A 23,173-nucleotide genomic window follows, 5' to 3' on the forward strand; every position below is an offset into this window, starting at 1 on the left:
GATCGGGCGACATTCCAGCGCGTTGGAGCCGGCATTTCGGGGGGAAGCGTGGCGGACGAGAAGCTCTGGAATAGCGACCTTGCGCCCACCGGGCCGGAACAGCGCAACTGGGCCTGGTATCACTATGCCGCGCTGTGGATCGGGATGATCGTCGCGGTGCCGGCATGGATGCTCGCAGCCGGGCTCGTCGAGCAAGGCATGTCCGCAGCCCAGGCCGCGCTGACGGTATTGCTCGGCAATGTTGTCGTCCTCATTCCGATGCTGCTGATCGGCCATGCCGGCGCCCGCTACGGCATTCCCTATGCGGTGCTGGTCCGCGCATCGTTCGGCACCGCCGGCGCGCGGCTTCCTGCCCTTGCCCGCGCTCTGGTCGCCTGCGGTTGGTACGGCATCCAGACCTGGATCGGTGGCGAAGCACTGCTCACCCTGCTCGGCGTGGCACTCGGCAGCGACCTTCGCGGCGCTCAGCTACCGCTGCTCGGCATCGGAATCGGCCAGCTGATCGCCTTCCTTGCCTTCTGGTCATTCCAGCTTTTCTTCGTGCGCAAGGGTCTGCTGACCATCCGTCGGCTCGAGACCTGGACGGCACCGGTGAAGATCCTGGTCTGCATCGCTCTGGTCTGGTGGGCCGTGGACGCCGCAGGCGGGCTAGGCCCGATCTTCAACGCACCGTCGGCCTTTGCTCCCGGCGGTGCGAGGCAGGGCCAGTTCTGGACGGTGTTCTGGCCTGCACTCACCGCAATGGTCGGCTATTGGGCAACGCTGGCGCTCAACATTCCGGACTTCACCCGTTTCGCCCGCTCCCAGCGCGACCAGTTGATCGGCCAGTCGATCGGCCTGCCGCCGATGATGGGCCTGATCGCGCTCGCCAGCGTCATCACCACCAGCGCGACCGTGACCATCTATGGCGAGGCGATCTGGGACCCGGTCGCGCTCGCCGGCCGATTCGAGGGGCCCTTGGTGCTGCTCGGCCTCCTGGTGATCAGCATCGACACGATCTCGTGCAACATCGCCGCGAACCTTGTTTCCGCTTCCTACGACTTCTCATCGGTCTGGCCGTCGAAGGTGAACTACCGCGCTGGCGGCATGATCACCGCGACCATTGCGATCCTGATGATGCCCTGGAAGCTGCTTGCCTCCAGCGGCGGCTACATCTTCGTCTGGCTTACCGGCTATTCAGCGCTGCTCGGCCCGATCGCCGGCATCCTCATCGCCGACTATTGGCTGATCCGGCACACCGAGCTGGTGGTCCCGGATCTCTACCGCGCCGACGGCGCCTATCGCTATCGCGGCGGCTGGAACCCGGCGGCATTGATTGCCTTTGCGGCCGGCCTGCTGCCCAACCTGCCCGGCTTCCTGGCCACCGCCGTGCCTTCGATCTTCTCGGCAGGGGCGCTGTGGATGGCGATCTATACCTGGGCCTGGTTCATCGGCCTGGCGATCGCCCTGGCAATCTACACCCTGTTGATGCGGAAGCAGGGATGAACGGCTGGAAAAAGGGTCGTGGCGCATTGGGCGCACTCGCGCCGCTGATCGGCAGCTGGACCGCACGGCCGGGCGGCCCCGAACCCGCGAGCCAGGCCAATTGCAGCCGCCGTTTCGAGCGAATCTGGAATGGCGCCTTTATCCGGCTCGACGCGCAGTGGAGCGGCATGGGCTATGAGGAGATGGCGCTGTTCGGCAAGGACAGTGACGGCACCCTTGCCTTCTGGTCGTTCACTTCGGACGGCAAGCGATCACAGGGCAAGCTCGCCGACGCCAGCGATATCCATCCGGAAGCCATCGCCTTCGAAGCGGAGATGCCGGCCGGGCTGGCGCGCTTTGCATATTGGCCCGGCTTGGGGGAGGGATTCGACTTTGCGGTGGAGAGCCGCACGAAACGCGGGTGGAATCGCTTCCTTCTCCACCATTATCACGCCAACTAGGCCCGCCGCCCGAGCCGCATCAGCCAGGCGAGGAAAAACGCCAGACAGGCCTGCCAGGGCAGATGCACGCACTCGAACCAGAAGACGAAGCGCGAGGACTTGAGTTGATATTCGAGCGCGTTGGTCAGCTGCAGCCCCTCGGCCATGCCCAATGCCCCCAAGACCGCCAGCGCCGCGATCCCGAACAGGATGATCGCCCGGCTCGCGGCGGTGAACGGCGCCAGGCGCAGCGGCACCAGCAGCATCAGCGCCAGCACGCCGCCGGCAAAGCCACCCACCGCCCCGGTGCCCAGGTCACGCACCCAGGTCTGGGTGCCCGGCTCGAACGAGTAACTCAGCATCGCATGCCGCCACGCGAGATAGTTGGCCGCGACATGCGCGCAAGTCAGCACCGCGGAAAAATAGACCACCCTTCGCACCCAGCCGCGCTGCCGGGCGCTGGCGAACAGATAGGGCATGCCGAACAACGGCGTGAGATACAGGCTGGGCCCGATCACCGGCGCCAGCACGTCCTTGGGATCGGGATAGAGCAGCACGGCGACCGCCAGCGCCACCGCATAGCTCACCGCGCCGACCAGCAGCCAGATGAAGGCATGCCAGAAACGAACGTTGCGGCGCCGGGCATGCGCGTCCGTGCTGGTCAAAGCGTGCCCCCGATCGCCATTGGGCCGCATGATGGCGCATCGCACAGAGAGTACAAGTTCCCCGGCGAAAGCCGGGGCCCAGGGTCACAAGCGAGCCGGCGGAGAAACCCTGGGCCCCGGCTTTCGCGGGGGAACGGGAAGGTAGAAAGCAGAAGGCCCTCCCCGCTCTCGCGGAAAGGGCCTTCCAAATTCCAGCCGGAGCTAGCGTGCTACGCTCAGCCCGCCTTTTCCTTCTTGGCATAGACGCGGACCGGCTCCTTGGTACCGGCGACCACGTCCTTGTCGACCACGACTTCGTCCACCCCGTCCATCGACGGCAGGTCGAACATCGTGTCGAGCAGGATGCCCTCCAGGATCGAGCGGAGGCCGCGTGCGCCCGTCTTGCGCTCGATCGCCTTCTTCGAGACGGCGGTAAGCGCGTCATCGTTGAAGCCGAGCTTCACACCCTCCATGTCGAACAGCTTCTGGTACTGCTTGACCAGCGCGTTCTTCGGCTCGGTGAGGATCTTTATCAGCGCCTCGACATCGAGGTCCTCGAGCGTCGCGATGACCGGCAGACGGCCGACGAACTCGGGGATCAGGCCGAACTTGAGGAGATCCTCCGGCTCGACCTGCTTGAGCATCTCGCCCGTGCGGCGCTCGTCCGGCGAGGCGACATGCGCGCCGAAGCCGATCGATTTGCCCTGCAGGCGATCGCCGATGATCTTCTCGAGGCCCGAGAAGGCACCGCCGCAGATGAACAGGATGTTGGTCGTGTCCACCTGCAGGAATTCCTGCTGCGGGTGCTTGCGGCCGCCCTGCGGCGGAACCGAAGCCGTCGTGCCTTCCATCAGCTTGAGCAGTGCCTGCTGCACGCCCTCGCCCGACACGTCGCGCGTGATCGACGGGTTCTCGGCCTTGCGGCTGATCTTGTCGATCTCGTCGATGTAGACGATGCCGCGCTGCGCCCGCTCGACATTATAGTCGGAAGCCTGGAGCAGCTTGAGGATGATGTTCTCCACGTCCTCGCCGACATAGCCGGCTTCGGTGAGCGTGGTGGCATCCGCCATGGTGAAGGGCACGTCGAGGATGCGCGCCAGCGTCTGGGCCAGCAGCGTCTTGCCGCAGCCCGTCGGGCCGACGAGCAGGATGTTCGACTTGGAAAGCTCGACGTCCGCGCCCTTGGCGCCGTGGTTCAGCCGCTTGTAGTGGTTGTGCACCGCCACCGACAGCACGCGCTTGGCGCGCTTCTGGCCGATCACATAGTCATCGAGGACGTCGCAGATCTCCTGCGGCGTCGGAACCCCGCCGTCCTTCTTGCTGACGAGCGCGGACTTGGTCTCTTCCCGAATGATATCGTTACAGAGCTCCACGCACTCGTCGCAGATGAACACGGTGGGTCCTGCGATGAGCTTGCGCACTTCGTGCTGCGACTTGCCGCAGAACGAGCAATAGAGCGTGCTCTTCGAGTCTCCGCCGCTAAGCTTGGTCATTCAATTCCATCCTTCGTGCGTCGCGCGCACGTTACGCCACCCGCTATCCTACACGCGGGAGATTATCCGGCAAACTGGAATCTGGCTATTACGCCAGACTCCTTAAGTACCTACTGACGGATCAGGCTGCCGGAGCCTCACCATCCGTCGGCATCGGCCGCTTCTCGTAAACCTCGTCGACCAGGCCGAAAGCCTTGGCCTCGTCGGCCTCGAGGAAGGTGTCACGGTCCATCGCACGCTCGATCTCATCGAGCGACTTGCCCGTGTACTTCACGTACAGGTCGTTCATCCGGCGCTTGATGCGCAGGATTTCCTTGGCCTGGATCTCGATGTCCGACGCCATGCCCTGCGCACCGCCCGAGGGCTGGTGGATCATGATGCGGGCATTGGTCAGCGCCACGCGCAGGCCCGGCTCACCGGCTGCGAGCAGGAACGAGCCCATCGAGGCAGCCTGGCCGATGCAGACCGTGCCGACGCGCGGACGGATATACTGCATGGTGTCGTGGATCGCCATGCCGGCGGTCACCACGCCACCCGGCGAGTTGATGTACATCCAGATGTCCTTCTTCGGGTTCTCGGACTCGAGGAAGAGCAGCTGGGCAGTGATGAGCGAGGCCATATGGTCCTCGACCGGGCCGGTCACGAAAACGATTCGCTCGCGCAGCAGGCGCGAATAGATGTCGAAGCTGCGCTCGCCGCGGCTCGACTGCTCGATGACGATGGGAACGAGACCGCCGGTAACGGGGTCGATGGTCATCTGACCGGAAAGCGGATGCATGGGTGAATGTCTCATTATGTCTGTTTGCCCGCTGCAACATCGGCGCTTGACGAGCGGAGTTCAAGCCTTGGTTATGGTTAGTCTGTGACAAGCGGGTCCGGCACCGGCCAGGGGAGACACGGCATCAGCGGAGACGAAGCAGGAAGCGCGCGCATGACGACGCGTGACGTGGCGACCTGGCTGGTGATGGCCGGGTTGGCGATCCGCCTCGGGTGGCTGGTGCTGGTGCGCGGCCTGCTCGCGCCGTTCGACCTGGGCGAGGCAAGCAGCGCCGTCACCGCCCTTGCGCGCACCAGCACGCTCGCCGACGCCTTCGGACCGGGCACCGGCCCGACCGCGCATCTGATGCCCACGACAATCGTCGGCGCCGCCGCGGTGGAGCATGTGTTCGGCGATTCGGCGGCGGCCAGCCTGATCCTCAGCCTGTGGACGCTCGCCCTGCTCGGCGCGACCTGGCTGCTTGCCCGCAAGCTGTTCGAACGGGCCGGCTGGCAGCCTGCCGCGCTGATCGGCGGGCTTGCGCTGCTCTGCCTGGTGCCCGGCCATATCGTGCAGGAAGCGGCGGACTTCCGTGTCTGGGAAGGCGGGCTCGCCACGCTGCTCGCGCTCGCCAATCTCTGGCTGATCGTCACACTGGACCAGCGCGAGACGATCGCGGGCCAGCCGCTGCTGGTTGGCGCCGCGCTGTCAGCCGCGACCTTCTTCGTCAGCCCCACCACCGGGCTCGCCGTCGATGCCTGCTGGGCGTGGCTCGCGCTGCGCCGCCTGCCCTTCCCACGCGCCCTCGCGTTCGCCGCCACCGCCGCAGCGGCACTGGCGCTGGTCCTCGCGCCTTGGGTGCTGCGCAACGCGCAGGTGATGGGTAGCCCGATCCTGCTGCGCGACAATGTCGGGCTGGAAATGGCGCTCGCCAATTATCCCGGCGCGCTCGATCCCGCCGATCCGCTCGCCGAATCGCAGGCGCGGATGCAGGCGATCCACCCCAACGACAATGAAGCGACCCAGGCGCGGCTGCGCGCCGCCGGCGGCGAAGTCGCGTATTCGCGCGCGCTTGCCCGGGAAACCGGCGCCTGGATTCGCGCCAACCCGCTCGACTTCGCCCGGCTGGCGCTGCGGCACTATCGCCAATTCTACTTCCCCGATCGCTGGCAAGGCGCGCTGACCAACTGGGAGGCATTTCCCACGCTGCGGATCGACATGATCCGGCTGGTCGCCGCGCTGGGCCTGGCCGGCCTGCTCGCCGGCCTGATCCGGCGCCGGCGCTTCCACGGGCTGTTCGCGCTCTACATCGCGCTCGCCGGCCTGCCCTATGCGCTCGTCCAGCCCGTGCCCCGATACGCCTATGCCGTCTGGCCGCTGCTCGCCTTTCTTGCCGCCGGTCTGCTCGTCGGAATCTTCGCCCGCTTGCAGGCGCGCGGGCGCATACCCATGATGGCGCAATGACGACGCACACGATCCTGGTCACCGGCGGCTCCGGCTTTGTGGGCAGCCATGTCATCCTCCAGCTGCTGGCGGCGGGGCACAATGTCCGCACCACCGTCCGCAACCTCGCCCGCGAGCCGCAGGTCCGCGCCACGCTCGAAAAGGCAGGCGCCGATACCAGCCGCCTCAGCTTCTTCGCCGCCGATCTGGAGAAGGACGAAGGCTGGGCCGAGGCCGTGGCCGGCTGCGACTATGTCCAGCACGTCGCCTCGCCCTTTCCGCAGAGCCAGCCCGAAGACGAGCAGGAGCTGATCCGCCCGGCGGTGGATGGCACCCTCCATGTTCTGCGCGCAGCCCATGCGGCGGGCGTGAAGCGCGTCGTCGTCACCTCCAGCTTCGCCGCGATCGGCTATGGCCATGGCAACCGCTCCGGTGACTATAGCGAAGCGGACTGGACCGATGTGAACGGCCCCGCCGTCCAGCCCTATATGAAATCCAAGACGCTCGCCGAGCGCGCCGCCTGGGACTTCGTCGCGGCCGAGGGCAAGGGGCTGGAGCTGGCGGTGGTCAATCCGGTCGGCATCTTCGGCCCGGCGCTCAACGACGACCTCTCCACCTCGATCTGGCTGGTGAAGTCGATGATCGAGGGCAAGATGCCCGGCCTGCCCGACCTGTGGTTCGGCGTCGTCGATGTCCGCGACGTCGCGAGCCTGCAGATCGAGGCGATGACCCATGCCGATGCTTCGGGCGAGCGCTTCCTCGCAGTCGCCGGCCCGGCGATGTCGATTCCGCAGATGGCGGATGTGCTGCGCGCCAACCTAGGCCCTGCCGGTGCCCGCATCACCCGCCGCCGCGTGCCGAGCTGGCTGGTGCGGATCATGGCGATCTTCAACCCGATGGCCCGCGAGGCGGCACCCCGCCTCGGCATCCAGTCCAACGCCAGCAACGCCAAGGCGCGCAAGCTGCTCGGCTGGCAGCCTCGGAGCAACGAGGAGGCGATCCTCGCATCCGCGAAGAGCCTGATCGAGCTGGGGTTGATCCAGTAACCGTCATCCCGGCGAAAGCCGGGATCTCAGGCGGCTCCTTACCCGCCATCGCCTGAGATCCCGGCTTTCGCCGGGATGACGGATCTTATTTCAGCGGCCCGGGCTGCGCCAGATATGCCAGCCGCCGCATCTCGCGCCGCCCCCGCACCACCGTATCGAGAATCAGCCCGGTAAACAGGTTGAGGAACGCCAGGATCATCAGCCCCGTCGCGAGGATCGCAGTCGGGAAACGCGGCACCAGCCCGGTCTCGAACCAGGTGAAAGCGAGCGGAATGCTCATCCCGATCGCCAGCAGCGCGAACAGCGCGGCGATCCAGCCGAAGAACAGCATCGGCCGCTCGATCCGGTAGAGCACCGCGATCGTCTTCAGGATGCGCCAGCCGTCGCGATAGGTGTTGAGCTTCGATTCGGAACCTTCGAGCCGGGCGAAATAGCGGGTCTCGACCTCACCGACGGGCATCTTCAGCTCGAGCGCATGCACGCTGATCTCGGTCTCGATCTCGAAGCCGGCGGAGAGCACCGGGAAGCTCTTCACGAAGCGGCGCGAGAAGACGCGGTAGCCCGAGAAGATATCGGTAAAGCTGCGACCGAACAGGCTGGCGAGGATGCCGGTCATCATCCGGTTGCCGAGCACGTGCCCGCGGCGATACGCCTCCGCCGCCTCGTGGACGCGGGTGCCGACGATCATGTCGAGCCCCTCTTCCGCCACGCGCGCGACCATCGCTGCAGCCGAGGCCGGGTCATAGGTCGCATCGCCATCGGCCATCACATAGATGTCGGCATCGACATCGGCGAACATCCGGCGGACGACATTGCCCTTGCCCTGCATCCGCTCGCTGCGCACCACCGCGCCCGCCGCCCGCGCGACGTCGATCGTCCGGTCGCGGCTGTTGTTGTCATAGACATAGATGGTCGCGTCCGGCAGCGCCTTGCGGAACCCCTCGATCGTCTGGGCGATCGCGGCTTCTTCATTGTAGCAGGGCAGGAGAACGGCGACTTTGGGCATGGTCATGCGCCAGCCATAAGGCGGAAATGGCTGCGTTTCGACAGCAATCTGCGGCGCAAGGAAAAGGCCCCCGCTCCGCGAGGAGCGAGGGCCTGAACTTGTACAAAGCGGAAAGCCTTAGTCGGCCTTCTTCTTCGCCGGAGCCTTCTTGGCGGGCTTGGCTTCAGCCTCGCCCTCGGCCGCTTCGGCCTTCTTGGCCGGTGCCTTCTTGGCGGCCGGCTTCTTGGCCGGCTCGGCCTCGGCTTCCGCAGCCGGCTCGGCGTCGGCCTTCTTGGCCTTGGCCGGCTTCTTCTCGGCCTTCTCGCCTTCGTCGGCCTTCTTCGACTTGCGCGGCTTGTGGTTGTCGTGGTCGTGGGTGTGCGTGCCGGTGTCGAAGCCGTCATCGCTCTCGATCGCGGCTTCCAGCTCCTCGCGAGTCACTTCGCGATCCGAGATCTCGGCCTTGTCGAACAGGAAGTCGACCACCTTGTCCTCGAACAGCGGCGCGCGCAGCTGGGCGGCGGCCATCGGCTCGTTGCGGACATACTGGTAGAAGCGCTCGCGATCGTTCGGGCTGTACTGGGCGGCAGCCTGGGCGATCAGCTGGTTCATCTCGTTCGGGGTGACTTCGACGCCGTTGGCGGTGCCGATCTCCGACAGGAGAAGACCCAGGCGCACGCGGCGCTCGGCGATCTTCACATAGTCCTCGCGCTCGGCGTCCAGCTCGGCCTTGGCAGCGGCCGGATCGGCCTCATGCTCGGCTTCGTGCTGGAGCTGGTGCCAGATCTGGTCGAACTCAGCCTCGACCATCGAGGGCGGAACCTCGAAGTCATGGCCGGCGGCCAGCTGGTCGAGCAGCTTGCGCTTCATATAGGTGCGGGTCAGGCCGCCCAGCTGCTGCTCGAGCTGGCCCTTGAGCAGGCCGGTGAGCTGCTCGAGGCTCTGCAGGCCGAGCGTCTTGGCGAAGTCGTCGTTGATCTCGGTATCGCCGGCGGTCTTCACCGCGGTGATCTTGAGCGCGAACTGCGCCGGCTTGTCGGCCAGGTCGGCCACGCCATAATCGGCCGGGAACGTGACGTCGATCGTCTTCTCGTCGCCGGCCTTCACGCCGACGAGCTGGTCCTCGAAGCCCGGGATCAGGCGGCCGGTGCCGATCTCGACCGACATGCCCTCGCCGGTGCCGCCGTCAAAGGCGACGCCGTCGACGGTGCCGACGAAGTCCATGGTCACCTGGTCGCCGGTGGCGGCCTTGTGCTTGGCCGGGGCGTCGGTCCACGCCTTCTGCTGGCCGGCGAGCTGCTTGAGCTGCTCGTTCACTTCCTCGTCGCTGACCGGAACGGTCAGGCGCTCGAGCTTCAGGCCGTCGATCGAAGGAGTCGGGACGTCCGGCAGGACTTCCAGCTCGACCTTGATCTCGGCGTCGCCACCCGGCGCATACTCGCCTTCCAGGCTCACCGACGGCGACACGGCCGGGCGCAGCTTGTTGTCGGCGATCAGCTTCTGCACGCCTTCCTGGATCGAGCTGTTGAGCGCGTCCTGGGCAATCGCCTCGCCATGCATCTTGCGGATCAGGTTGGTCGGCACCTTGCCCGGGCGGAAGCCCGGCATGCGCACCTGCGGAGCAACCCGCTTGACCTCGGCATCGACCTTCTTGTCGATGTCCTTGGCAGTGATCTTGAGCGTGTAGGCGCGCTTCAGGCCCTCGTTCAACGTCTCGACAGTCTGCATTTTTCTCAGGCTTCCAAACTTCAAGAAAAGGAGTCGCGGCGTCCGGTGACGCGGGAAACGAGCGGCGATGCTGGTGCGGGCGAAGGGACTCGAACCCCCACACCTTTCGATACCAGAACCTAAATCTGGCGCGTCTACCAGTTCCGCCACGCCCGCACAGGGCACCGCCGGTCGGCGGGCTCTATAGCAGTCAGGGGCTTCATCGCAAGGGCGCAAGAAACTTCATCGCGACACGAAGCGTTGGTCAGGCGAAACAAGGAGACCGAACGTGCCCGTTGAGCCCCCTGTCCAGCCGACCGTGCCGCCCCCCGAGCAGCCGTCCGCGCCGCAACCGGGCCAGCCGATCAGCCCGCCGCCGGAACTCGATCCCCCGGCGCCGGACATCGACGTGCCCTCGCCCCAGCCGTCCACCCCGACGGTCCCGGCGCCGGGCCAGCCCATCGCATAGAACAAGGAGAGAGAGGATGAACGACAGCAATCGTGACGACCCGCGCTCCGATCTCCAGCAGATCGTCGAGGCGCGCGCCGATGCCGTGAAGCGCGGCGAAGGCGGCAACGGCCATTCGCCGCTGGCGGATGCCGGAGCCTCGGACGGAGTCGGCGGCACCGCCGGAGACGTCAAGAACCAAGACGCGGACGCGCAGTAACGCCCGGGCGCCCATGATAGACAAGCACATGAAAAAGCTCCGGCTGCGCTGCGAAATCGGCGAGCCGGAGGAAGAAGCCCTGCGCGCTGCGCTGATCGGTCCGATCGACTTCGCCGCCGAACAGGTGATCGTGCGCCGTGGCGAGCGGCTCAACAGCTCGATTCTGCTGCTCGACGGCCTGCTCGCGCGGTACAAGGACCTGAGCGACGGCCAGCGCCAGATCACCCATATCCACGTGCCCGGCGATTTCGCCGACCTGCACGGCTACACGCTCGGCTATCTCGATCACAATGTGATGACGCTGACGCCGTGCCGGATCGCGCGCGCGCCCCATGTCCGCGTGCTCGAGCTGACCAATCGCTTCCCCAGCCTCACCCGCGCCTTCTGGTTCTCGACCAACCTCGACGCGAGCATCCACCGCGAATGGGAAGTGTCGCTGGGCCGGCGAAATGCGATCGAGCGCGCGGCACACCTGCTGTGCGAGCTCCAGTCGCGCCTGCTCGTGGTCGGCGCGGCGGAGGGCAACAGCTTCCGACTGCCGATCACCCAGAACCAGTTCGCCGAGTGCCTGGGCCTGACCGGTGTGCATGTGAATCGCGTGCTGCGCGAGCTGCGCGAAGCCGGACTGGCCGACTTCCGCGGCGGCAAGGTAACCGTCCATGATCGGGGTGCGCTGGAAGGGCTCGCCGAGTTCGACGCGCTATACCTCTATCTCGACAAGCCGGCGAACTAGGCCGGCGAACTAGGGCGCCACCCGCCGCGCAGTGAGGATCTTCACCTGCGCGGCGGGAATCTCGCCCTTGAAATAGCCGCCGGCCAGTGTCGCGGTGGGCGAGTTGGGCGCATCGAAGATCTTGAGGACCACATCCTTGCCATCGACGACATGGGCGAAGGCCGCGAAGCCCAGATTGTCGCCTGGCTTGCTCGGATCGGCATCGAACGAGGGCTGGTCGCCAAGCAGGATGGTGAAGTCGCCCCGCGCGGTCCCCGGCGCGCGGCGCGGGGTCGAAAGCGTGAAATCGGTATGCTTGATGCCGGTAACCGTGGTCGGCTCATGCTTGATCGGCGGCAGCACCTTGGCCGGAGCGCCGTTCACGCCGAACTGCACGAAGCCGAAATGGTCCTGCACCTTCACCACCCGGTAGAAGGGCGCGCCATCGAGCCTTTTCTGGTCGACATAGCGCAGGAAATTCCCACCGCTGATCGGCGCGCGGACATTGTCTACCTCGACCGTGATTACCCCGGCACTGGTGGTCAGCGCCACGCGCGGCAGCGGCTTGGCGGGGGTCGCCGACGGCACCGGAACGGGCGCCGGGGCCGGTGCGGTCTGCGCCATGGCCGGAAGCGCCGACAGGGTCAGCAGGCATGCGGTCAGCGTCCGGATCATGATCCCTCCTGTTTCGTCGCGGCGGCCCGCGGGCAGGCATAGGCCTGTTTGTAGGTCTGCCCCCAGCAGCGGCGCAGGGAGTCGAGCACGCCCAGGTTGAGCGGCCACTGGATGCGCCACGGGCTGCCGTCCGGCATCAGGATCGGCTTGCCCTTGTCGTCGCGCGCCACTTCGTCGAAGTCGGCAGGCCTGGGCGTGGCGGCGAGCTTCGCGCGTGCCGCCTCCAGCCCGTCCTTGTCCCCGCGCAGGAACGCGATGCTGCCATCGACATAGAGCGCCCAGGCACCCCCCTGGTCCCCGCCGGTGCGCTTACGCGCCCGTTGGAACAGCCCGATCGCTGCATCGGTCTCGCCGGCATTGGCGCGCATCTGCCCCTCATGCCAGAAGAGCGTCGAGAGCTCCGCCTTGTGCGCCTCGCGCCAGTCGCGAATCGCCTCGGCCGCCGCATGCTCGCAGCCCCGATTCGCCAGCGCCCGCCAGCCACCGTCCAGGTCCTGGTCGAACCGATCCTGGTCGAGCGCGATCAGTGCCGCGCGGTCATAGCTGCAGTCCGCCGCCTGCGCGGGAGAAAGGAAAAGCAATGCCGAAAGGATCGTGATCATCGCTTTCCCCTTCGCAACTCAGCCCGCCAGCGCCTTCTTCAGCAACTCGTTGACCACCGCCGGATTGGCCTTGCCCGCCATCGCCTTCATCGTCTGGCCGACGAAGAAGCCGAACAGCGCTTCCTTGCCGCCGCGATACTGCTCGAGCTGGCCGGGGTTCTTGGCGAGGATCTCCGCGATCACCGCCTCGATCGCGCCGGTGTCGCTGGTCTGCTTGAGCCCGCGCTCCTCGACGATCTTCCCCGCCGCATCACCGGTCTCGAGCATGATCTCGAACACCTGCTTGGCGAGCGGGCCCGACAGCGTGCCATCGGCGGCCAGCGCCAGCAGCTCGGCGCCCTGTTCCGGGCTCACCGGCGAGGTGTCGAGGTCCTTGTTCAGGCGGTTGAGCGCGCCATACAGGTCCGACAGTAGCCAGTTGGCCGAAGCACGGGCAACTTCCTGCTCGCCCTTCTTCTGGATGCGCGCGCCCTCGGCGAGCAGCGCCTCGAACCAGCGGGCAGTGTCCGCATCGGCCGTCAGCGTCGCGGCATTGTACGCGCTCAGCCCCAGCGCCTGCTCATAGCGGCGGCGCTTGGCGTCGGGCAGCTCGGGCAGGCTGGCGCGGCACTCCTCGAGGAAGGCATCGTCCAGCTCGAGCGGCAGCAGGTCGGGATCGGGGAAGTAGCGATAATCGTGCGCGTCTTCCTTCGAGCGCATCGACCGGGTCTCGCCCTTGTCCGGATCGAACAGGCGGGTTTCCTGGACGATCTTGCCGCCGGCCTCGAGCACTTCGACCTGGCGCCGCGCCTCGATCTCCACCGTCTGCATGACGAAGCGGACCGAGTTGACATTCTTGGTCTCGGTGCGGGTGCCGAACTCGGCGCCCGGCTTGCGGACCGAGACGTTCACGTCGGCGCGCATCGAGCCCTGGTCCATGTTGCCGTCGCACGAACCGACATAGCGCAGAATCGCGCGCAGCTTGCTCAGATAGGCACCGGCCTCCTGCGGCGAGCGCATGTCCGGCTTCGACACGATCTCCATCAGCGCCACGCCGGCGCGGTTGAGATCGACGTAGCTGCGCGTCGGATGCTGGTCGTGCATCAGCTTGCCGGCGTCCTGCTCGACATGGATGCGCTCGATGCCGATCGTCTTGACGTTGGCCTCGGGGTCCTTGTCGTCCAGGCTGATCTCGATCTGCCCCTCGCCCACCAGCGGGTGGAAGAGCTGGCTGATCTGATAGCCCTGCGGCAGATCGGCGTAGAAATAGTTCTTGCGGTCGAAGCGCGACCATTTGTTGATCACCGCGCCGATCGCCATGCCGGTGCGCACCGCCTGGCGGATGCACTCCTGGTTCGGCGTGGGCAGCATGCCCGGCATCGCCGCGTCGATCAGGCTCACCTGGCTGTTCGGCTCTGCGCCGAACGCAGTGGCCGCGCCCGAGAAGAGCTTGGCGTTGGACGTGACCTGGGCGTGGACTTCGAGGCCGATCACGACCTCCCATTCGCCGGTTTCGCCCTGGATGCGGTACGTGGATTCGCTCATTTACCGACCTTCTCCGCCCGCCGTGGCGAGCGCTTCATTCGCTTGTGCCGGGACCTGAAATCCGGGTCCGGCGCCATATCCCGCCGCTTCCTGCCGAGATCGCCGAACCAGCTGGCGATCTCCTGGATCAGGATGTCGGCGAACCAACTCATCTTACCACCATTGCTCCGGCCGCGCCGTGAACCCGGCGCGCTGCTCGATCGCAAGGCCGGCACCCAGCACGCCCTGCTCGTCGAGCGGCTTGCCGATGATCTGCAGGCCGAGCGGCAGCCCGGCGCTGTCGAGCCCGGCGGGCACGCTCATCGCCGGCAGGCCGGCAAGGCTGGCAGGCACGGTGAACACGTCGTTGAGGTACATCGCCAGCGGATCGGCCGACTTTTCCCCGAGGGCAAACGCCGCGCTCGGCGCCGTCGGGGTCAGCAGCAGGTCGCAGACCGTGAAGGCGTTCTCGAAATCCTGCGCGATCAGCGTGCGGACCTTCGATGCCTGGGTGAAATAGGCGTCGTAGAAGCCCGCCGACAGCACATAGGTGCCGATCAGGATGCGGCGCTGCACTTCGGGGCCGAAGCCCGCCGCGCGGGTCGCCGCGTACATTTCCTGCAGGTTCTGGCCGTCAGCCAGCTCGCGCAGACCGTAGCGCACGCCGTCATAGCGGGCGAGGTTCGACGAAGCCTCGGCCGGCGCGATGATGTAATAGGTCGGCAGCGCGTATTTGGTGTGCGGAAGGCTGACCTCCACCACTTCGGCGCCGGCGTCCTTCACCCAGGCGATGCCCTGGTCCCAGAGCTTCAGTATCTCTTCCGGCGTGCCGTCGAGGCGATATTCCTTGGGAATACCGATCTTCTTGCCCTTGAGGTCGCCCGAAAGCAGCTCTTCCCACTTCGGCACCGGCAGGTTCAGCGAGGTCGAGTCCTTGGGATCGAAACCCACCATGTTCTCGAGCAGGATCGCGCAGTCCTTGACGTCGCGTGCCATCGGCCCGGCCTGGTCCAGCGACGAGGCGAAGGCGACCACGCCCCAGCGCGAGCAGCGGCCATAGGTCGGCTTGATGCCGCTGATGCCGGTGAACGCCGCGGGCTGGCGGATCGAGCCGCCGGTGTCGGTGCCGGTGGCACCCGGCACCAGCCGCGCCGAGATCGCCGCCGAGCTGCCGCCCGACGAGCCGCCGGGCGCCAGCGGGGCATTGTCGCCGCCGCCACGCCGCCAGGGCGAGATCACATTGCCGAAATACGACGTCTCGTTCGACGAGCCCATCGCGAACTGGTCGAGGTTGAGCTTGCCGAGCATGCCGGCGCCCGCGTCCCACAGCTTCTGCGAGACAGTCGATTCATAGACCGGCTTGAAGCCTTCCAGCATGTGGCTGGCGGCGGTGGTCTGCACGCCCTTGGTGGCGAACAGGTCCTTCATGCCGATCGGCACGCCGGCAAGCGGCTTGAGCGCCTCGCCCTTGGCCAGCGCCTCGTCGGCGGCGGCAGCGGCGGCGAGCGCATGCTCGGGGGTTTCGACGATGAAGGCGTTGAGCGCCTTGGCCTTGCTCACCTTGACGATGAAGGCATCGGCGACTTCGCGGGCCGAGAAGGTGCCGGCGCGCACGCCGTCGCGCAGGGCGGCTACGCCCAGATCGGTGATCTCGGTCATTATTCGACCACCTTCGGCACGGTGAAGAACCCGTGCTCGCCCTGCGGTGCGTTCTGCAGCACGGCGTCGCGCTGGTTGCCCTCGGTCACCACGTCCTCGCGGAGGCGCAGCTTGTTGGGGATCACGGCGGTCATCGGCTCGACCGACGAGGTATCGACCTCGCCAAGCTGCTCGATCCAGCCCAGGATGTTGTTGAGCTCGGGCGCGAGGCGCTCGGCATCGGCATCGCTGATCGCGATGCGAGCGAGGCTCGCCACCTTCTTCACGGTTGCGGTATCGACGGACATGGGAGGCGCCTAACAGCCGCGCCCCGCGCCTTCAAGCGCTGGCTTGCGCGGCCCTCGTCCGTGCGGGGTGGTAAAGTGAATTTCCGGTGCTTTATGGTGGCGCCTGCAAGCGCAGTTGCGCCGGGCGAAATCGCGCCCGCCGGGAATGCGATTGCAACAAAACGGCTTTATGCTGCATTGCACAATGGAGAGTGGGGCTTGGCCCGTAAATTCCTCTACGTCATCGTAGGACTTATCGTGCTCGCACTGGCCGCCACCTTCGCCTATCGATTCTGGGGCATCGAACTGCTCCGCCAGGCCATGGTGCCCAGCGCGAACATCGTGCAGCTCTCCGCCCCCGGCGATTACACCAGGCCCGATCTCTGGCTCGCCCGGCCGGACAAGCCCGGCAATCCAGCGCTGTGGACGCCCGAAGGCTTCAAGCCCGCCAAGAACCCGCCCGCCGCGGTGTTCTTCGTCCACCCTACGTCATTCCTCGATCGCTCTGCCTGGAACGCGCCGCTCAACGACATGGCGGCCAATGCCCGCGCCGAGCTGTTCCTGCGCGGCCAGGCGAGCGCCTTCAACGGCGCCGGGCTGGTCTGGGCGCCGCGTTACCGCCAGGCGACCTTCGGCGCCTTCCTCACCAGCAAGGAACAGGCGCATCAGGCGCTCGACTTCGCCTATCGCGACGTGCTGGCGGCGTTCGATCAGTTCCTCAGGGAAGCCGGCAACCGCCCGATCATCCTGGCCGGCCACAGCCAGGGCGCACTTCACCTCACCCGCCTGCTGGTCGATCGCGTGGCAGGCAAGCCGCTGGCGAAGCGCATCGTCGCGGCCTATGTCGTGGGCTGGCCGGTCTCGATGACTGCGGACCTGCCGAAGCTCGGCCTCCCCGCCTGCTCCGGCCCTGACGAGACCGGCTGCATCCTGTCCTGGCAGAGCTTCTCCGACCCCGCCGACCCTTCGCTGATTCTCGACACCTTCGACCAGAGCAGCGGCTTCACCGGCCAGCCGCGCAAGGGCACGCCGATGCTCTGCACCAACCCGCTCACCGGGAAACCGAACGACAGCGTCGGCGCGGAGGCCAATCTCGGCGGCCTGCTCCCCAGCAAGGACCTGACCAGCGCCGTCCTCCGCAAGAACCTCGTCCCTGCCCGCTGCGAGGGACGCGGCATCCTGATGATCGGCAACACCCCGCCGGACCTCGGCCCCTATGTGCTGCCGGGCAACAACTACCATGTGTTCGACTACAGCCTGTTCTGGGCCAATGTCCGCGCCGATGCCGAGCGGCGGCTCAAGGCCAAGCGCAAGTTCTGGCCGTTCTGATCGGCGCGACGTAGAAGGCCGCGATGATCACCACCGCCTCCGCCGAATTCCGCGCCGCCCTGCCCGCCGGCGGCCGCCTGATCGGCCTCGACGTCGGCACCAAGACGATCGGCACCGCCCTATGCGACGCCGGCTGGAGCTTCGCGAGCCCCGCCGAGCTCGTCCGCCGCACCAAATTCTCCAAGGACAAGGCCGCCCTCCAGGCGCTGATGAACGCGCAGCAGGTGAAGGGGATGGTGATCGGCCTCCCCCTCAACCTCGACGGCACCGATAGCCCGCGCACCCAGTCCACCCGCGCCTTTGCCCGCAACATGGACGATATCGGCCTGCCGATCCTGCTCTGGGACGAGCGCTGGTCCACCGTCGCGGTCGAGCGCACGCTGATCGAGCAAGATTTCAGCCGCGCCCGCCGCGCCGAGATGATCGACAACATGGCCGCCGCGCACATCCTCCAGGCGGCGATCGACGCGCTGGTGAACGTCTAGCGTCGATCGAACCGGGCGATCAGCGCGTCGAGCGAGCGGTGTACCCGCTCGCCCTGTGCCCGGGTCTTGTAGGTCACGTCCCCCGCATCGACCGGCTGGAGCTTCCCGCAGAAGCGCCGCACGTCCGCGCTCAGCATCGCGACATCGGCGTCGATCCGCTCCAGCTCCGCCCGCGCCGCCTTGCGCGCCCGGCGCCCCAGCACCTTTTCCAGGCCGAGACGATGCCCGGCAGCCGTCTCGGCAAAGCCCGCCGCCAGTGCTTCCATCTCGCCGACATAGGAAAGCGACACCAGCTGCGCCGGCGCATAGCCCAGCGCATCGTCGCCATGCACCGCATTGGCCCCCACCCGCACCGTCGCCTGGCCCAGATAGAGGCGCGTGAGCCCCGCAAGCGTCCGTCCGGCCAGCTCCGCCAGCGCCGCGGTATCGGCGAGCAGGGCCGCGTGCCGGGCATCCACCGCCGGCGCATAGACCGCCATTACCCGCCCGAACCGCGCCCCGTCCGCCGCCTGCCGCTCGATCGCCGCCCGTGCGCGGACCAGCCGGTCGAGCGGGGCGGCGCCATTCTCGCGGAAGAATTCGCGCGACAGCGCCAGCACATTCTCCCCGCAATCGCGGTGCGCCTGCAGCGCCGCCAGCGCCAGCATCTGCCGCATCGGCCGCCAGCGCGCCCGCTCGACGCGTGCCAGCCACCAGGGCAGCAGCGCGAGGACGAGCACCAGTCCCAATGCGAAGAAGAAGGCCCCGGTCTGGAACGCCGCCCACCACGCGGGATCGCGCGTCATCCAGCCGAGAAACGAAACCCACCAGCCCTGCACGAACGCTCCCCCCGAAACGATACGCGGGCGCATTCCTATCTGCGATTTGCGGCAGATGCGAGACTCCTTGCGCCACCGCGTCCGGGGGTCTAGGCGACGGCTTTAATGCAAGCCTCAGATCATCGCCCCGCGGCCCAGATACAGGGCCGCGCCGTCTTCCCGCACCGGCACCTCACCGGCATTGCGGGTCTCCAGCCCCATGAGATCATGTTCCTGCTCGACGAAGCGGAACAGTGGATCGAAGCGAACCGCTCGCGCGCCCGCAGCGACCGCCGGCTCGAGGGGCTCACCCAGATCAACGCCTTTTTCGAGAATAGCACCCGCACGCTCCTGTCCTTCGAGATCGCGGGCAAGCGGCTGGGCGCCGATGTGGTCAACATGCACGCGGCGCAGAGTTCGGTGAAGAAGGGCGAGACGCTGATCGACACCGCCGTTACGCTCAACGCGATGCGCGCCGATGTGATCGTTATCCGCCACATGGCCTCGGGCGCGGTGCAACTGATCGCCGACAAGGTCGATTGCCCGGTGCTGAACGCCGGCGACGGCTGGCACGAGCATCCGACCCAGGCGCTGCTCGACGCACTCACCATCCGCCGCCGCCGCGGCTCGGTGGCCGGCCAGCGCGTGGTGATCTGCGGCGACCTGCTCCACAGCCGTGTCGCCCGCTCGAACATGCTGGCGCTGACGTCGCTCGGCGCCGAGGTCCGCGTCGTCGCGCCCTCCACGCTGATGCCCCCGGCGATCGAGGGGCTCTACGTCACGCCGTTCACGGATTTCGACGCCGCGCTGGAAGGCGCCGATGTCGTGATGATGCTGCGCGTCCAGAACGAGCGCATGGCCGGCGGCTTCATCCCGTCGACCCGCGAGTTCCACGCCCGCTACGGCCTCACCCCCGAGCGGCTGGCGCGCGCCAAGCCCGATGCGCTGGTCATGCATCCGGGCCCGATGAACCGCGGCGTCGAGATCGACTCCTCGGTCGCCGACGATCCGGATCGCAGCGCGATCACCGAACAGGTCGAGATGGGCGTGGCAGTCCGCATGGCCTGCCTCGACGTCCTCACCCGAGCCGAGCGCGGCGTGGAGGGCTGGGCATGATCCATTTCCGCCCTTCCCATCATAGTTCCCCGGCGAAAGCCGGGGCCCAGGGTTTCTCTGCCCTGTCGCTTGTAACCCTGGGCCCCGGCTTTCACCGAGGAACCGAAGGAGTAGTCGCGTGAGCACGGTCTTCAACAACGTCCGCGTGCTCGGCGGCGCCACCAGCTTCGCCTTCTCCGGCGAGACCATCGCCACGCCAACCGACAACACCGAGACCATCGACGGCAAGGGCCTCACCCTCGCCCCCGGTATCATCGATCTCGGCGTGTTCGCGGTCGATCGCGCCGCCTGCCGCGCCGGCGGCATCACTCGGGTCGGCCTGATGCCCGATCAGTCGCCGATCCTCGACGATCCCGGCATCATCCGCCGTGCCGCGCTGATGGGGAAGCCGGATCTGTGGGTCCACCCCCTCGCCGCCGCCACGCGGGGGCTCCAGGGCACCGACCTCGCCGAGATGGCGATCAACGCCAGCGCCGGCGCCAAGGCTGTTGCCACCGGCCGCCGCTCGGTCGCGAATGCGGGCGTGATGCGCAAGGTCCTCGCCTATGCCAGGGATTGCGGCCTCACCGTGATCACCCATGCCGAGGACAGCGGCCTCGCGGGCGACGCCGTCGCCACCGAAGGCCTCACCGCCACGCTCCTGGGCCTGGCGGCAGCCCCCGCCATCGCCGAGGCGCTGGCGATCGCCCGCGACACGATGCTCGCCGAGGATACCGGCGCGCGGATCCATTTCCGCCAGGTCACCACCGCCGCAGGGCTCGACCTGGTCCGCCAGGCCAAGCGCCGCGGCGTCAAGGTCACCTGCGGCGTCACGCCGGCGCACTGGCAGCTGTCGGACATCGCGGTCAGCGACTATCGCACCTATGCCCGCGTCTCGCCGCCGCTGCGCGCCGAGAGCGATCGCCAGGCGGTGCTCGCCGCGCTCGCCGACGGCACGATCGACGTGATCGCCTCGGGCCATGACCCGCGCGGGCCGGAAGGCAAGCGCCTGCCCTTCATCGACGCCGACGAAGGCATGTCCGGCGCCGAGACCCTGCTCGCCCTCTCGCTCGGCCTGGTCCGCGACGGCACGCTGACGATGGAGCGGCTGTTCGAGCTGCTCGCCGCCAATCCGGCGCGCGTCCTGGGTCTCGACGCCGGCACGCTCGAGCCCGGCAAGCCCGCAGACTTCATCCTCTTCGCCCCGGACGCCCCCTGGCTGGTCGATGGCACGAAGATGAAGGCCCGCGCCGGCAACACCCCGTTCGACGGGCTGCCGGTCCAGGGCAAGGTCCACCGCGTGTTCAAGGGCGGGCGGGAGATCGAGTGACGCAATAGCCGTAGACCCCGGCCCTCCCCGTCATCCCGGCGAAAGCCGGGATCTCAGGCGAAGGCGCGGGGAAAGAGCCGCACGAGATCCCGGCGTTCGCCGGGATGACGGTTACGCAGCAACCCTCTCGCCCGCCCCGACAAACACCCCGATCACCCCCATCGCTCGCTCAACGTACAATTCCTTCTCCCCCACCGGCGCGACGTAATGGATCGCCGCCTCGGCATCGGCGAGCGAAGAACCCCGCGCGATCATCCAGCTCGCCAGATATTGCGAGGCCAGGCAGCCGCCAGCGGTCGCGACATTGCCATGCGCCACGAACGGCGCGTCGATCACCTCGACGCCCGCCTCGATCACCCAGGGCTTGGTGGTAAGGTCGGTGCAGGCCGGCAGCGAACCGATCAGCCCGAGCTTCGCGAGCAGCAGCGTGCCCGAGCATTGCGCCCCGATCAGCTGGCGCGCCGGATCAAGCCGGATCCGCGCAAGCATCTCCGCATCCGCCGCGATCTCGCGCGTGCGAAAGCCGCTGCCGATCAGCACCGCATCTGCCTCGGCGGCGAACTCCAACGGCTTCTGCGCGGTGACCGTAACGCCATTCATCGAGGTGACCTGCCCAGTCGGGCAGGTGATGTGGGCCATCCAGCCCTTGGCCTTCATCCGGTTAAGGATCGCCGCCGCGACGAAGCTGTCGAGCTCGTTGAACCCGTCGAATGTCAGCACTGCGATCTGCACCTGAAGACTCCCGTAAACCTGTGCTCCTGTCCTATCAGGCGGCATACGGTGCAACCATGCATTAATCGCCTCGGCCTAGGCAGCCTGTTATGGCTATTCCTATAAAAACCGCCGCACTGCTCACGGGATCGCTTTTCGCTGCCGGCTGCGCCTCCGGACAAGCCGACGGCCTCAACCCGAAGAACAAGCTCCACTGCGCGGTCGTGCTGGGCGTCGCCGGCCAGAATGCCGAGCGCACCAATGCCCCCGCAGAGGCGCGGCGCGCGTTCTTCGTCGGCAATTCCTGGTACACGCAGCGCCTGCCCGAGCGCACGCTGGAAACTTCCGAGGCGAAACAGGCACTGGCACTGGCCCGCCAGGATCTCGCCGCCCTCGAGCCGATCGCCAAAGCCTGTATCGACCGCGCCACGCGCGAAGCGGGCTTCAAGGGCTTCCGCCGCCGGATCGGCGCGATGTACGACGAGGCCGACGCCGCGCGGCGATGATGGGGCTAGGCCAAATACCCTTCGCCCCAGCATTTCTTCTCCGTGATCCCCGCCCTTGTTCGTCATCCCCGCGAAGGCGGGGATCCATTCTCGCTGACTGAAGAGAGTCTCATTACCCTCGGCGGCAATGGATCCCCGCCTTCGCGGGGATGACGGACGGAACCTACTTCTTCCGCCGCGCCGGCTTCGCCAGATTCGCCGCCACCGCCTCGCGGATCAGCGCCGTCAGCGCCGCTTCGTCGATCGTTTCGCCTTCATGGATGTCGATCGCACGGCGCACATTCCCGTCCAGGCTCGAATTGAACAGACCCGTAGGGTCTTCCAGCGAAGCGCCCTTGGCGAAGGTGAGCTTCACCGCCGCCTTGTAGGTCTCGCCGGTGCAGATAATCCCGGCATGCTCCCACACCGGCACGCCGCGCCATTTCCACGTCTCCTCCACCTCCGGATCGGCCGCGTGGATGATCGCGCGCACCTTCGCCAGCGTCGCGCCGCGCCAGTCGTCCAGCGCCGCGATGCGGGCGTCGATCTGCTCGACGGCGGTCTTGTCCTCGCTCATGCGTTCCTCGCGAAATAGGGCTTGGCGAACATGTAGAGCCCCGTCGGCAACAGCACCAGCAGCGGCGCCACCGCGAGCAGCCCCAGCCACTGCGCGTTGGCCTGCAGGATCACCGCGATGATGTTCACGACCGCGGCGATGCTGAAAATGAACCCGCTCCAGCGGTGGACCTGACGTAGCATGGCATATCCTCCCTCGAATACATAACCTTCTGGCTATGCATTTCTCATAACCATTGGGTTATGTGTTCGTCAAGCCCAACGAAAAAGGCCGGAGCGTCGCCGCCCCGGCCTTTCCTAT

The 23,173-nt window shown here is 67.1% G+C and carries 27 protein-coding genes and 1 tRNA gene; 12 read left to right on the forward strand and 16 right to left on the reverse strand.

Going from position 1 to position 23,173, the window contains the following annotated elements:
* Window positions 1-48: 48 nt before the first annotated feature.
* Together AC1RJ5_RS05225 and AC1RJ5_RS05230 are read left to right on the forward strand one after the other, a co-directional pair.
* Entirely contained in the window at window positions 49-1,485 is a 1,437-nt protein-coding gene (locus AC1RJ5_RS05225) for an NCS1 family nucleobase:cation symporter-1 (RefSeq protein WP_493112074.1), read from the forward strand.
* Window positions 1,482-1,925, forward strand: a complete 444-nt coding sequence (locus AC1RJ5_RS05230) for a hypothetical protein (RefSeq protein ID WP_342250547.1) — start codon at window positions 1,482-1,484, stop codon at window positions 1,923-1,925. The genes AC1RJ5_RS05225 and AC1RJ5_RS05230 overlap by 4 nt, the downstream gene beginning before the upstream one ends.
* Here the strand turns inward: AC1RJ5_RS05230 and AC1RJ5_RS05235 are convergent.
* The 3 genes from AC1RJ5_RS05235 to AC1RJ5_RS05245 all read right to left on the reverse strand — a co-directional run bounded on the left by AC1RJ5_RS05235 (window position 1,922) and on the right by AC1RJ5_RS05245 (window position 4,798).
* On the reverse strand, window positions 1,922-2,569 hold the full coding sequence (locus tag AC1RJ5_RS05235) for a hypothetical protein (protein WP_493112076.1): 648 nt from the start codon (window positions 2,567-2,569) through the stop codon (window positions 1,922-1,924). The two genes, AC1RJ5_RS05230 and AC1RJ5_RS05235, sit on opposite strands and share 4 nt — an antisense overlap.
* Before the next feature lie 215 nt (window positions 2,570-2,784).
* Complete coding sequence (clpX, locus tag AC1RJ5_RS05240; protein WP_184167662.1) at window positions 2,785-4,041, reverse strand: ATP-dependent Clp protease ATP-binding subunit ClpX; 1,257 nt, start codon at window positions 4,039-4,041, stop codon at window positions 2,785-2,787.
* Window positions 4,042-4,162: 121 nt separating this feature from the next.
* Window positions 4,163-4,798, reverse strand: coding sequence for an ATP-dependent Clp protease proteolytic subunit (locus AC1RJ5_RS05245; protein WP_184167666.1), 636 nt, complete (start codon window positions 4,796-4,798; stop codon window positions 4,163-4,165).
* 174 nt (window positions 4,799-4,972) lie between these two features.
* On the opposite strand from AC1RJ5_RS05245, the gene AC1RJ5_RS05250 reads away from it, so the two are divergent.
* Window positions 4,973-6,262, forward strand: a complete 1,290-nt coding sequence (locus tag AC1RJ5_RS05250; protein ID WP_493112079.1) for a hypothetical protein — start codon at window positions 4,973-4,975, stop codon at window positions 6,260-6,262.
* Window positions 6,259-7,287: an SDR family oxidoreductase gene (locus tag AC1RJ5_RS05255; protein ID WP_269574811.1), complete on the forward strand. Its 1,029-nt coding sequence runs from the start codon at window positions 6,259-6,261 to the stop codon at window positions 7,285-7,287. Before AC1RJ5_RS05250 ends, AC1RJ5_RS05255 begins: the two co-directional genes overlap by 4 nt.
* A gap of 85 nt (window positions 7,288-7,372) precedes the next feature.
* On the opposite strand, the gene AC1RJ5_RS05260 is transcribed toward AC1RJ5_RS05255, so the two are convergent.
* From AC1RJ5_RS05260 to AC1RJ5_RS05270, 3 genes are all read right to left on the reverse strand, one after another.
* On the reverse strand, window positions 7,373-8,299 hold the full coding sequence (locus tag AC1RJ5_RS05260; protein ID WP_493112081.1) for a glycosyltransferase family 2 protein: 927 nt from the start codon (window positions 8,297-8,299) through the stop codon (window positions 7,373-7,375).
* Between the two features lie 111 nt (window positions 8,300-8,410).
* The gene (tig, locus tag AC1RJ5_RS05265; protein WP_493112083.1) at window positions 8,411-10,000 is read right to left on the reverse strand and encodes a trigger factor; all 1,590 of its coding nucleotides are present in this window, start codon (window positions 9,998-10,000) and stop codon (window positions 8,411-8,413) included.
* A gap of 71 nt (window positions 10,001-10,071) precedes the next feature.
* Window positions 10,072-10,156, reverse strand: a tRNA-Leu gene (locus AC1RJ5_RS05270).
* A 112-nt stretch (window positions 10,157-10,268) separates the two neighbouring features.
* Between AC1RJ5_RS05270 and AC1RJ5_RS05275 the strand changes: the two genes are divergently transcribed.
* Genes AC1RJ5_RS05275 through AC1RJ5_RS05285 form a run of 3 tightly spaced genes read left to right on the forward strand, consistent with a single transcriptional unit; the run spans window position 10,269 to window position 11,380 of the window.
* Window positions 10,269-10,448, forward strand: a complete 180-nt coding sequence (locus tag AC1RJ5_RS05275) for a hypothetical protein (protein WP_269574808.1) — start codon at window positions 10,269-10,271, stop codon at window positions 10,446-10,448.
* Between the two features lie 16 nt (window positions 10,449-10,464).
* Window positions 10,465-10,647, forward strand: a complete 183-nt coding sequence (locus tag AC1RJ5_RS05280; RefSeq protein WP_269574807.1) for a hypothetical protein — start codon at window positions 10,465-10,467, stop codon at window positions 10,645-10,647.
* A gap of 28 nt (window positions 10,648-10,675) precedes the next feature.
* Entirely contained in the window at window positions 10,676-11,380 is a 705-nt protein-coding gene (locus AC1RJ5_RS05285) for a Crp/Fnr family transcriptional regulator (protein ID WP_269574806.1), read from the forward strand.
* A gap of 9 nt (window positions 11,381-11,389) precedes the next feature.
* Here AC1RJ5_RS05285 and AC1RJ5_RS05290 read toward each other — a convergent pair whose 3' ends face one another.
* The 6 genes from AC1RJ5_RS05290 to gatC are packed head-to-tail and all read right to left on the reverse strand — an operon-like array spanning window position 11,390 to window position 16,085.
* Window positions 11,390-12,034 (reverse strand): peptidylprolyl isomerase, encoded by a 645-nt coding sequence (locus AC1RJ5_RS05290; protein ID WP_493112086.1) that lies wholly within the window; start codon window positions 12,032-12,034, stop codon window positions 11,390-11,392.
* Window positions 12,031-12,636 carry a hypothetical protein gene (locus AC1RJ5_RS05295; protein WP_342251407.1) on the reverse strand — a complete coding sequence of 202 codons (606 nt, stop codon included), beginning with the start codon at window positions 12,634-12,636 and terminating at the stop codon, window positions 12,031-12,033. The genes AC1RJ5_RS05290 and AC1RJ5_RS05295 overlap by 4 nt, the downstream gene beginning before the upstream one ends.
* An 18-nt stretch (window positions 12,637-12,654) precedes the next feature.
* The gene (gene gatB / locus AC1RJ5_RS05300) at window positions 12,655-14,160 is read right to left on the reverse strand and encodes an Asp-tRNA(Asn)/Glu-tRNA(Gln) amidotransferase subunit GatB (protein ID WP_184167704.1); all 1,506 of its coding nucleotides are present in this window, start codon (window positions 14,158-14,160) and stop codon (window positions 12,655-12,657) included.
* Window positions 14,157-14,312, reverse strand: coding sequence for a hypothetical protein (locus AC1RJ5_RS05305; protein ID WP_184167707.1), 156 nt, complete (start codon window positions 14,310-14,312; stop codon window positions 14,157-14,159). Before AC1RJ5_RS05305 ends, gatB begins: the two co-directional genes overlap by 4 nt.
* A 1-nt stretch (window position 14,313) precedes the next feature.
* Window positions 14,314-15,798, reverse strand: a complete 1,485-nt coding sequence (gene gatA / locus AC1RJ5_RS05310; RefSeq protein WP_493112089.1) for an Asp-tRNA(Asn)/Glu-tRNA(Gln) amidotransferase subunit GatA — start codon at window positions 15,796-15,798, stop codon at window positions 14,314-14,316.
* Window positions 15,798-16,085, reverse strand: a complete 288-nt coding sequence (gatC, locus tag AC1RJ5_RS05315) for an Asp-tRNA(Asn)/Glu-tRNA(Gln) amidotransferase subunit GatC (RefSeq protein ID WP_183994508.1) — start codon at window positions 16,083-16,085, stop codon at window positions 15,798-15,800. The genes gatA and gatC overlap by 1 nt, the downstream gene beginning before the upstream one ends.
* Window positions 16,086-16,283: 198 nt before the next feature.
* Between gatC and AC1RJ5_RS05320 the strand changes: the two genes are divergently transcribed.
* Entirely contained in the window at window positions 16,284-17,393 is a 1,110-nt protein-coding gene (locus AC1RJ5_RS05320; protein ID WP_493112091.1) for a DUF3089 domain-containing protein, read from the forward strand.
* 23 nt (window positions 17,394-17,416) lie between these two features.
* Complete coding sequence (ruvX, locus tag AC1RJ5_RS05325) at window positions 17,417-17,878, forward strand: Holliday junction resolvase RuvX (RefSeq protein WP_269574801.1); 462 nt, start codon at window positions 17,417-17,419, stop codon at window positions 17,876-17,878.
* Here the strand turns inward: ruvX and AC1RJ5_RS05330 are convergent.
* Window positions 17,875-18,663: a hypothetical protein gene (locus tag AC1RJ5_RS05330; protein ID WP_493112093.1), complete on the reverse strand. Its 789-nt coding sequence runs from the start codon at window positions 18,661-18,663 to the stop codon at window positions 17,875-17,877. The genes ruvX and AC1RJ5_RS05330 overlap by 4 nt on opposite strands.
* Window positions 18,664-18,801: 138 nt before the next feature.
* Between AC1RJ5_RS05330 and AC1RJ5_RS05335 the strand changes: the two genes are divergently transcribed.
* Both AC1RJ5_RS05335 and AC1RJ5_RS05340 read left to right on the forward strand, forming a co-directional pair.
* On the forward strand, window positions 18,802-19,791 hold the full coding sequence (locus AC1RJ5_RS05335) for an aspartate carbamoyltransferase catalytic subunit (protein WP_269574798.1): 990 nt from the start codon (window positions 18,802-18,804) through the stop codon (window positions 19,789-19,791).
* A 145-nt stretch (window positions 19,792-19,936) separates the two neighbouring features.
* Entirely contained in the window at window positions 19,937-21,100 is a 1,164-nt protein-coding gene (locus AC1RJ5_RS05340) for a dihydroorotase (protein ID WP_493114649.1), read from the forward strand.
* A 111-nt stretch (window positions 21,101-21,211) separates the two neighbouring features.
* Here AC1RJ5_RS05340 and AC1RJ5_RS05345 read toward each other — a convergent pair whose 3' ends face one another.
* Window positions 21,212-21,832 (reverse strand): DJ-1/PfpI family protein, encoded by a 621-nt coding sequence (locus AC1RJ5_RS05345; RefSeq protein ID WP_342251096.1) that lies wholly within the window; start codon window positions 21,830-21,832, stop codon window positions 21,212-21,214.
* A gap of 89 nt (window positions 21,833-21,921) precedes the next feature.
* Between AC1RJ5_RS05345 and AC1RJ5_RS05350 the strand changes: the two genes are divergently transcribed.
* The gene (locus AC1RJ5_RS05350; protein ID WP_269574795.1) at window positions 21,922-22,317 is read left to right on the forward strand and encodes a hypothetical protein; all 396 of its coding nucleotides are present in this window, start codon (window positions 21,922-21,924) and stop codon (window positions 22,315-22,317) included.
* 163 nt (window positions 22,318-22,480) lie between these two features.
* Here AC1RJ5_RS05350 and AC1RJ5_RS05355 read toward each other — a convergent pair whose 3' ends face one another.
* Together AC1RJ5_RS05355 and AC1RJ5_RS05360 are read right to left on the reverse strand one after the other, a co-directional pair.
* A complete protein-coding gene (locus AC1RJ5_RS05355; protein ID WP_269574794.1) occupies window positions 22,481-22,873 on the reverse strand; it encodes a DUF1801 domain-containing protein in 393 nt (130 codons plus the stop codon).
* Window positions 22,870-23,055, reverse strand: coding sequence for a hypothetical protein (locus AC1RJ5_RS05360; protein WP_493112096.1), 186 nt, complete (start codon window positions 23,053-23,055; stop codon window positions 22,870-22,872). The genes AC1RJ5_RS05355 and AC1RJ5_RS05360 overlap by 4 nt, the downstream gene beginning before the upstream one ends.
* Window positions 23,056-23,173: the final 118 nt, after the last annotated feature.

Source organism: Sphingomonas sp. GW822-FHT03G08 (assembly GCF_058801135.1).

Excerpts from the sequence above, each read along its gene's own strand:
- AC1RJ5_RS05230 (WP_342250547.1), top strand. The coding sequence starts at position 1,482 with ATGAACGGCTGGAAAAAGGGTCGTGGCGCATTGGGCGCACTCGCGCCG.
- clpX (WP_184167662.1), bottom strand. The coding sequence starts at position 4,041 with ATGACCAAGCTTAGCGGCGGAGACTCGAAGAGCACGCTCTATTGCTCG.
- AC1RJ5_RS05245 (WP_184167666.1), bottom strand. The coding sequence starts at position 4,798 with ATGACCATCGACCCCGTTACCGGCGGTCTCGTTCCCATCGTCATCGAG.
- AC1RJ5_RS05250 (WP_493112079.1), top strand. The coding sequence starts at position 4,973 with ATGACGACGCGTGACGTGGCGACCTGGCTGGTGATGGCCGGGTTGGCG.
- AC1RJ5_RS05255 (WP_269574811.1), top strand. The coding sequence starts at position 6,259 with ATGACGACGCACACGATCCTGGTCACCGGCGGCTCCGGCTTTGTGGGC.
- AC1RJ5_RS05260 (WP_493112081.1), bottom strand. The coding sequence starts at position 8,299 with ATGACCATGCCCAAAGTCGCCGTTCTCCTGCCCTGCTACAATGAAGAA.
- tig (WP_493112083.1), bottom strand. The coding sequence starts at position 10,000 with ATGCAGACTGTCGAGACGTTGAACGAGGGCCTGAAGCGCGCCTACACG.
- AC1RJ5_RS05280 (WP_269574807.1), top strand. The coding sequence starts at position 10,465 with ATGAACGACAGCAATCGTGACGACCCGCGCTCCGATCTCCAGCAGATC.
- AC1RJ5_RS05285 (WP_269574806.1), top strand. The coding sequence starts at position 10,676 with ATGAAAAAGCTCCGGCTGCGCTGCGAAATCGGCGAGCCGGAGGAAGAA.
- AC1RJ5_RS05290 (WP_493112086.1), bottom strand. The coding sequence starts at position 12,034 with ATGATCCGGACGCTGACCGCATGCCTGCTGACCCTGTCGGCGCTTCCG.
- AC1RJ5_RS05295 (WP_342251407.1), bottom strand. The coding sequence starts at position 12,636 with ATGATCACGATCCTTTCGGCATTGCTTTTCCTTTCTCCCGCGCAGGCG.
- gatB (WP_184167704.1), bottom strand. The coding sequence starts at position 14,160 with ATGAGCGAATCCACGTACCGCATCCAGGGCGAAACCGGCGAATGGGAG.
- AC1RJ5_RS05305 (WP_184167707.1), bottom strand. The coding sequence starts at position 14,312 with ATGAGTTGGTTCGCCGACATCCTGATCCAGGAGATCGCCAGCTGGTTC.
- gatA (WP_493112089.1), bottom strand. The coding sequence starts at position 15,798 with ATGACCGAGATCACCGATCTGGGCGTAGCCGCCCTGCGCGACGGCGTG.
- gatC (WP_183994508.1), bottom strand. The coding sequence starts at position 16,085 with ATGTCCGTCGATACCGCAACCGTGAAGAAGGTGGCGAGCCTCGCTCGC.
- ruvX (WP_269574801.1), top strand. The coding sequence starts at position 17,417 with ATGATCACCACCGCCTCCGCCGAATTCCGCGCCGCCCTGCCCGCCGGC.
- AC1RJ5_RS05330 (WP_493112093.1), bottom strand. The coding sequence starts at position 18,663 with ATGACGCGCGATCCCGCGTGGTGGGCGGCGTTCCAGACCGGGGCCTTC.
- AC1RJ5_RS05335 (WP_269574798.1), top strand. The coding sequence starts at position 18,802 with ATGCAAGCCTCAGATCATCGCCCCGCGGCCCAGATACAGGGCCGCGCC.
- AC1RJ5_RS05350 (WP_269574795.1), top strand. The coding sequence starts at position 21,922 with ATGGCTATTCCTATAAAAACCGCCGCACTGCTCACGGGATCGCTTTTC.
- AC1RJ5_RS05355 (WP_269574794.1), bottom strand. The coding sequence starts at position 22,873 with ATGAGCGAGGACAAGACCGCCGTCGAGCAGATCGACGCCCGCATCGCG.
- AC1RJ5_RS05360 (WP_493112096.1), bottom strand. The coding sequence starts at position 23,055 with ATGCTACGTCAGGTCCACCGCTGGAGCGGGTTCATTTTCAGCATCGCC.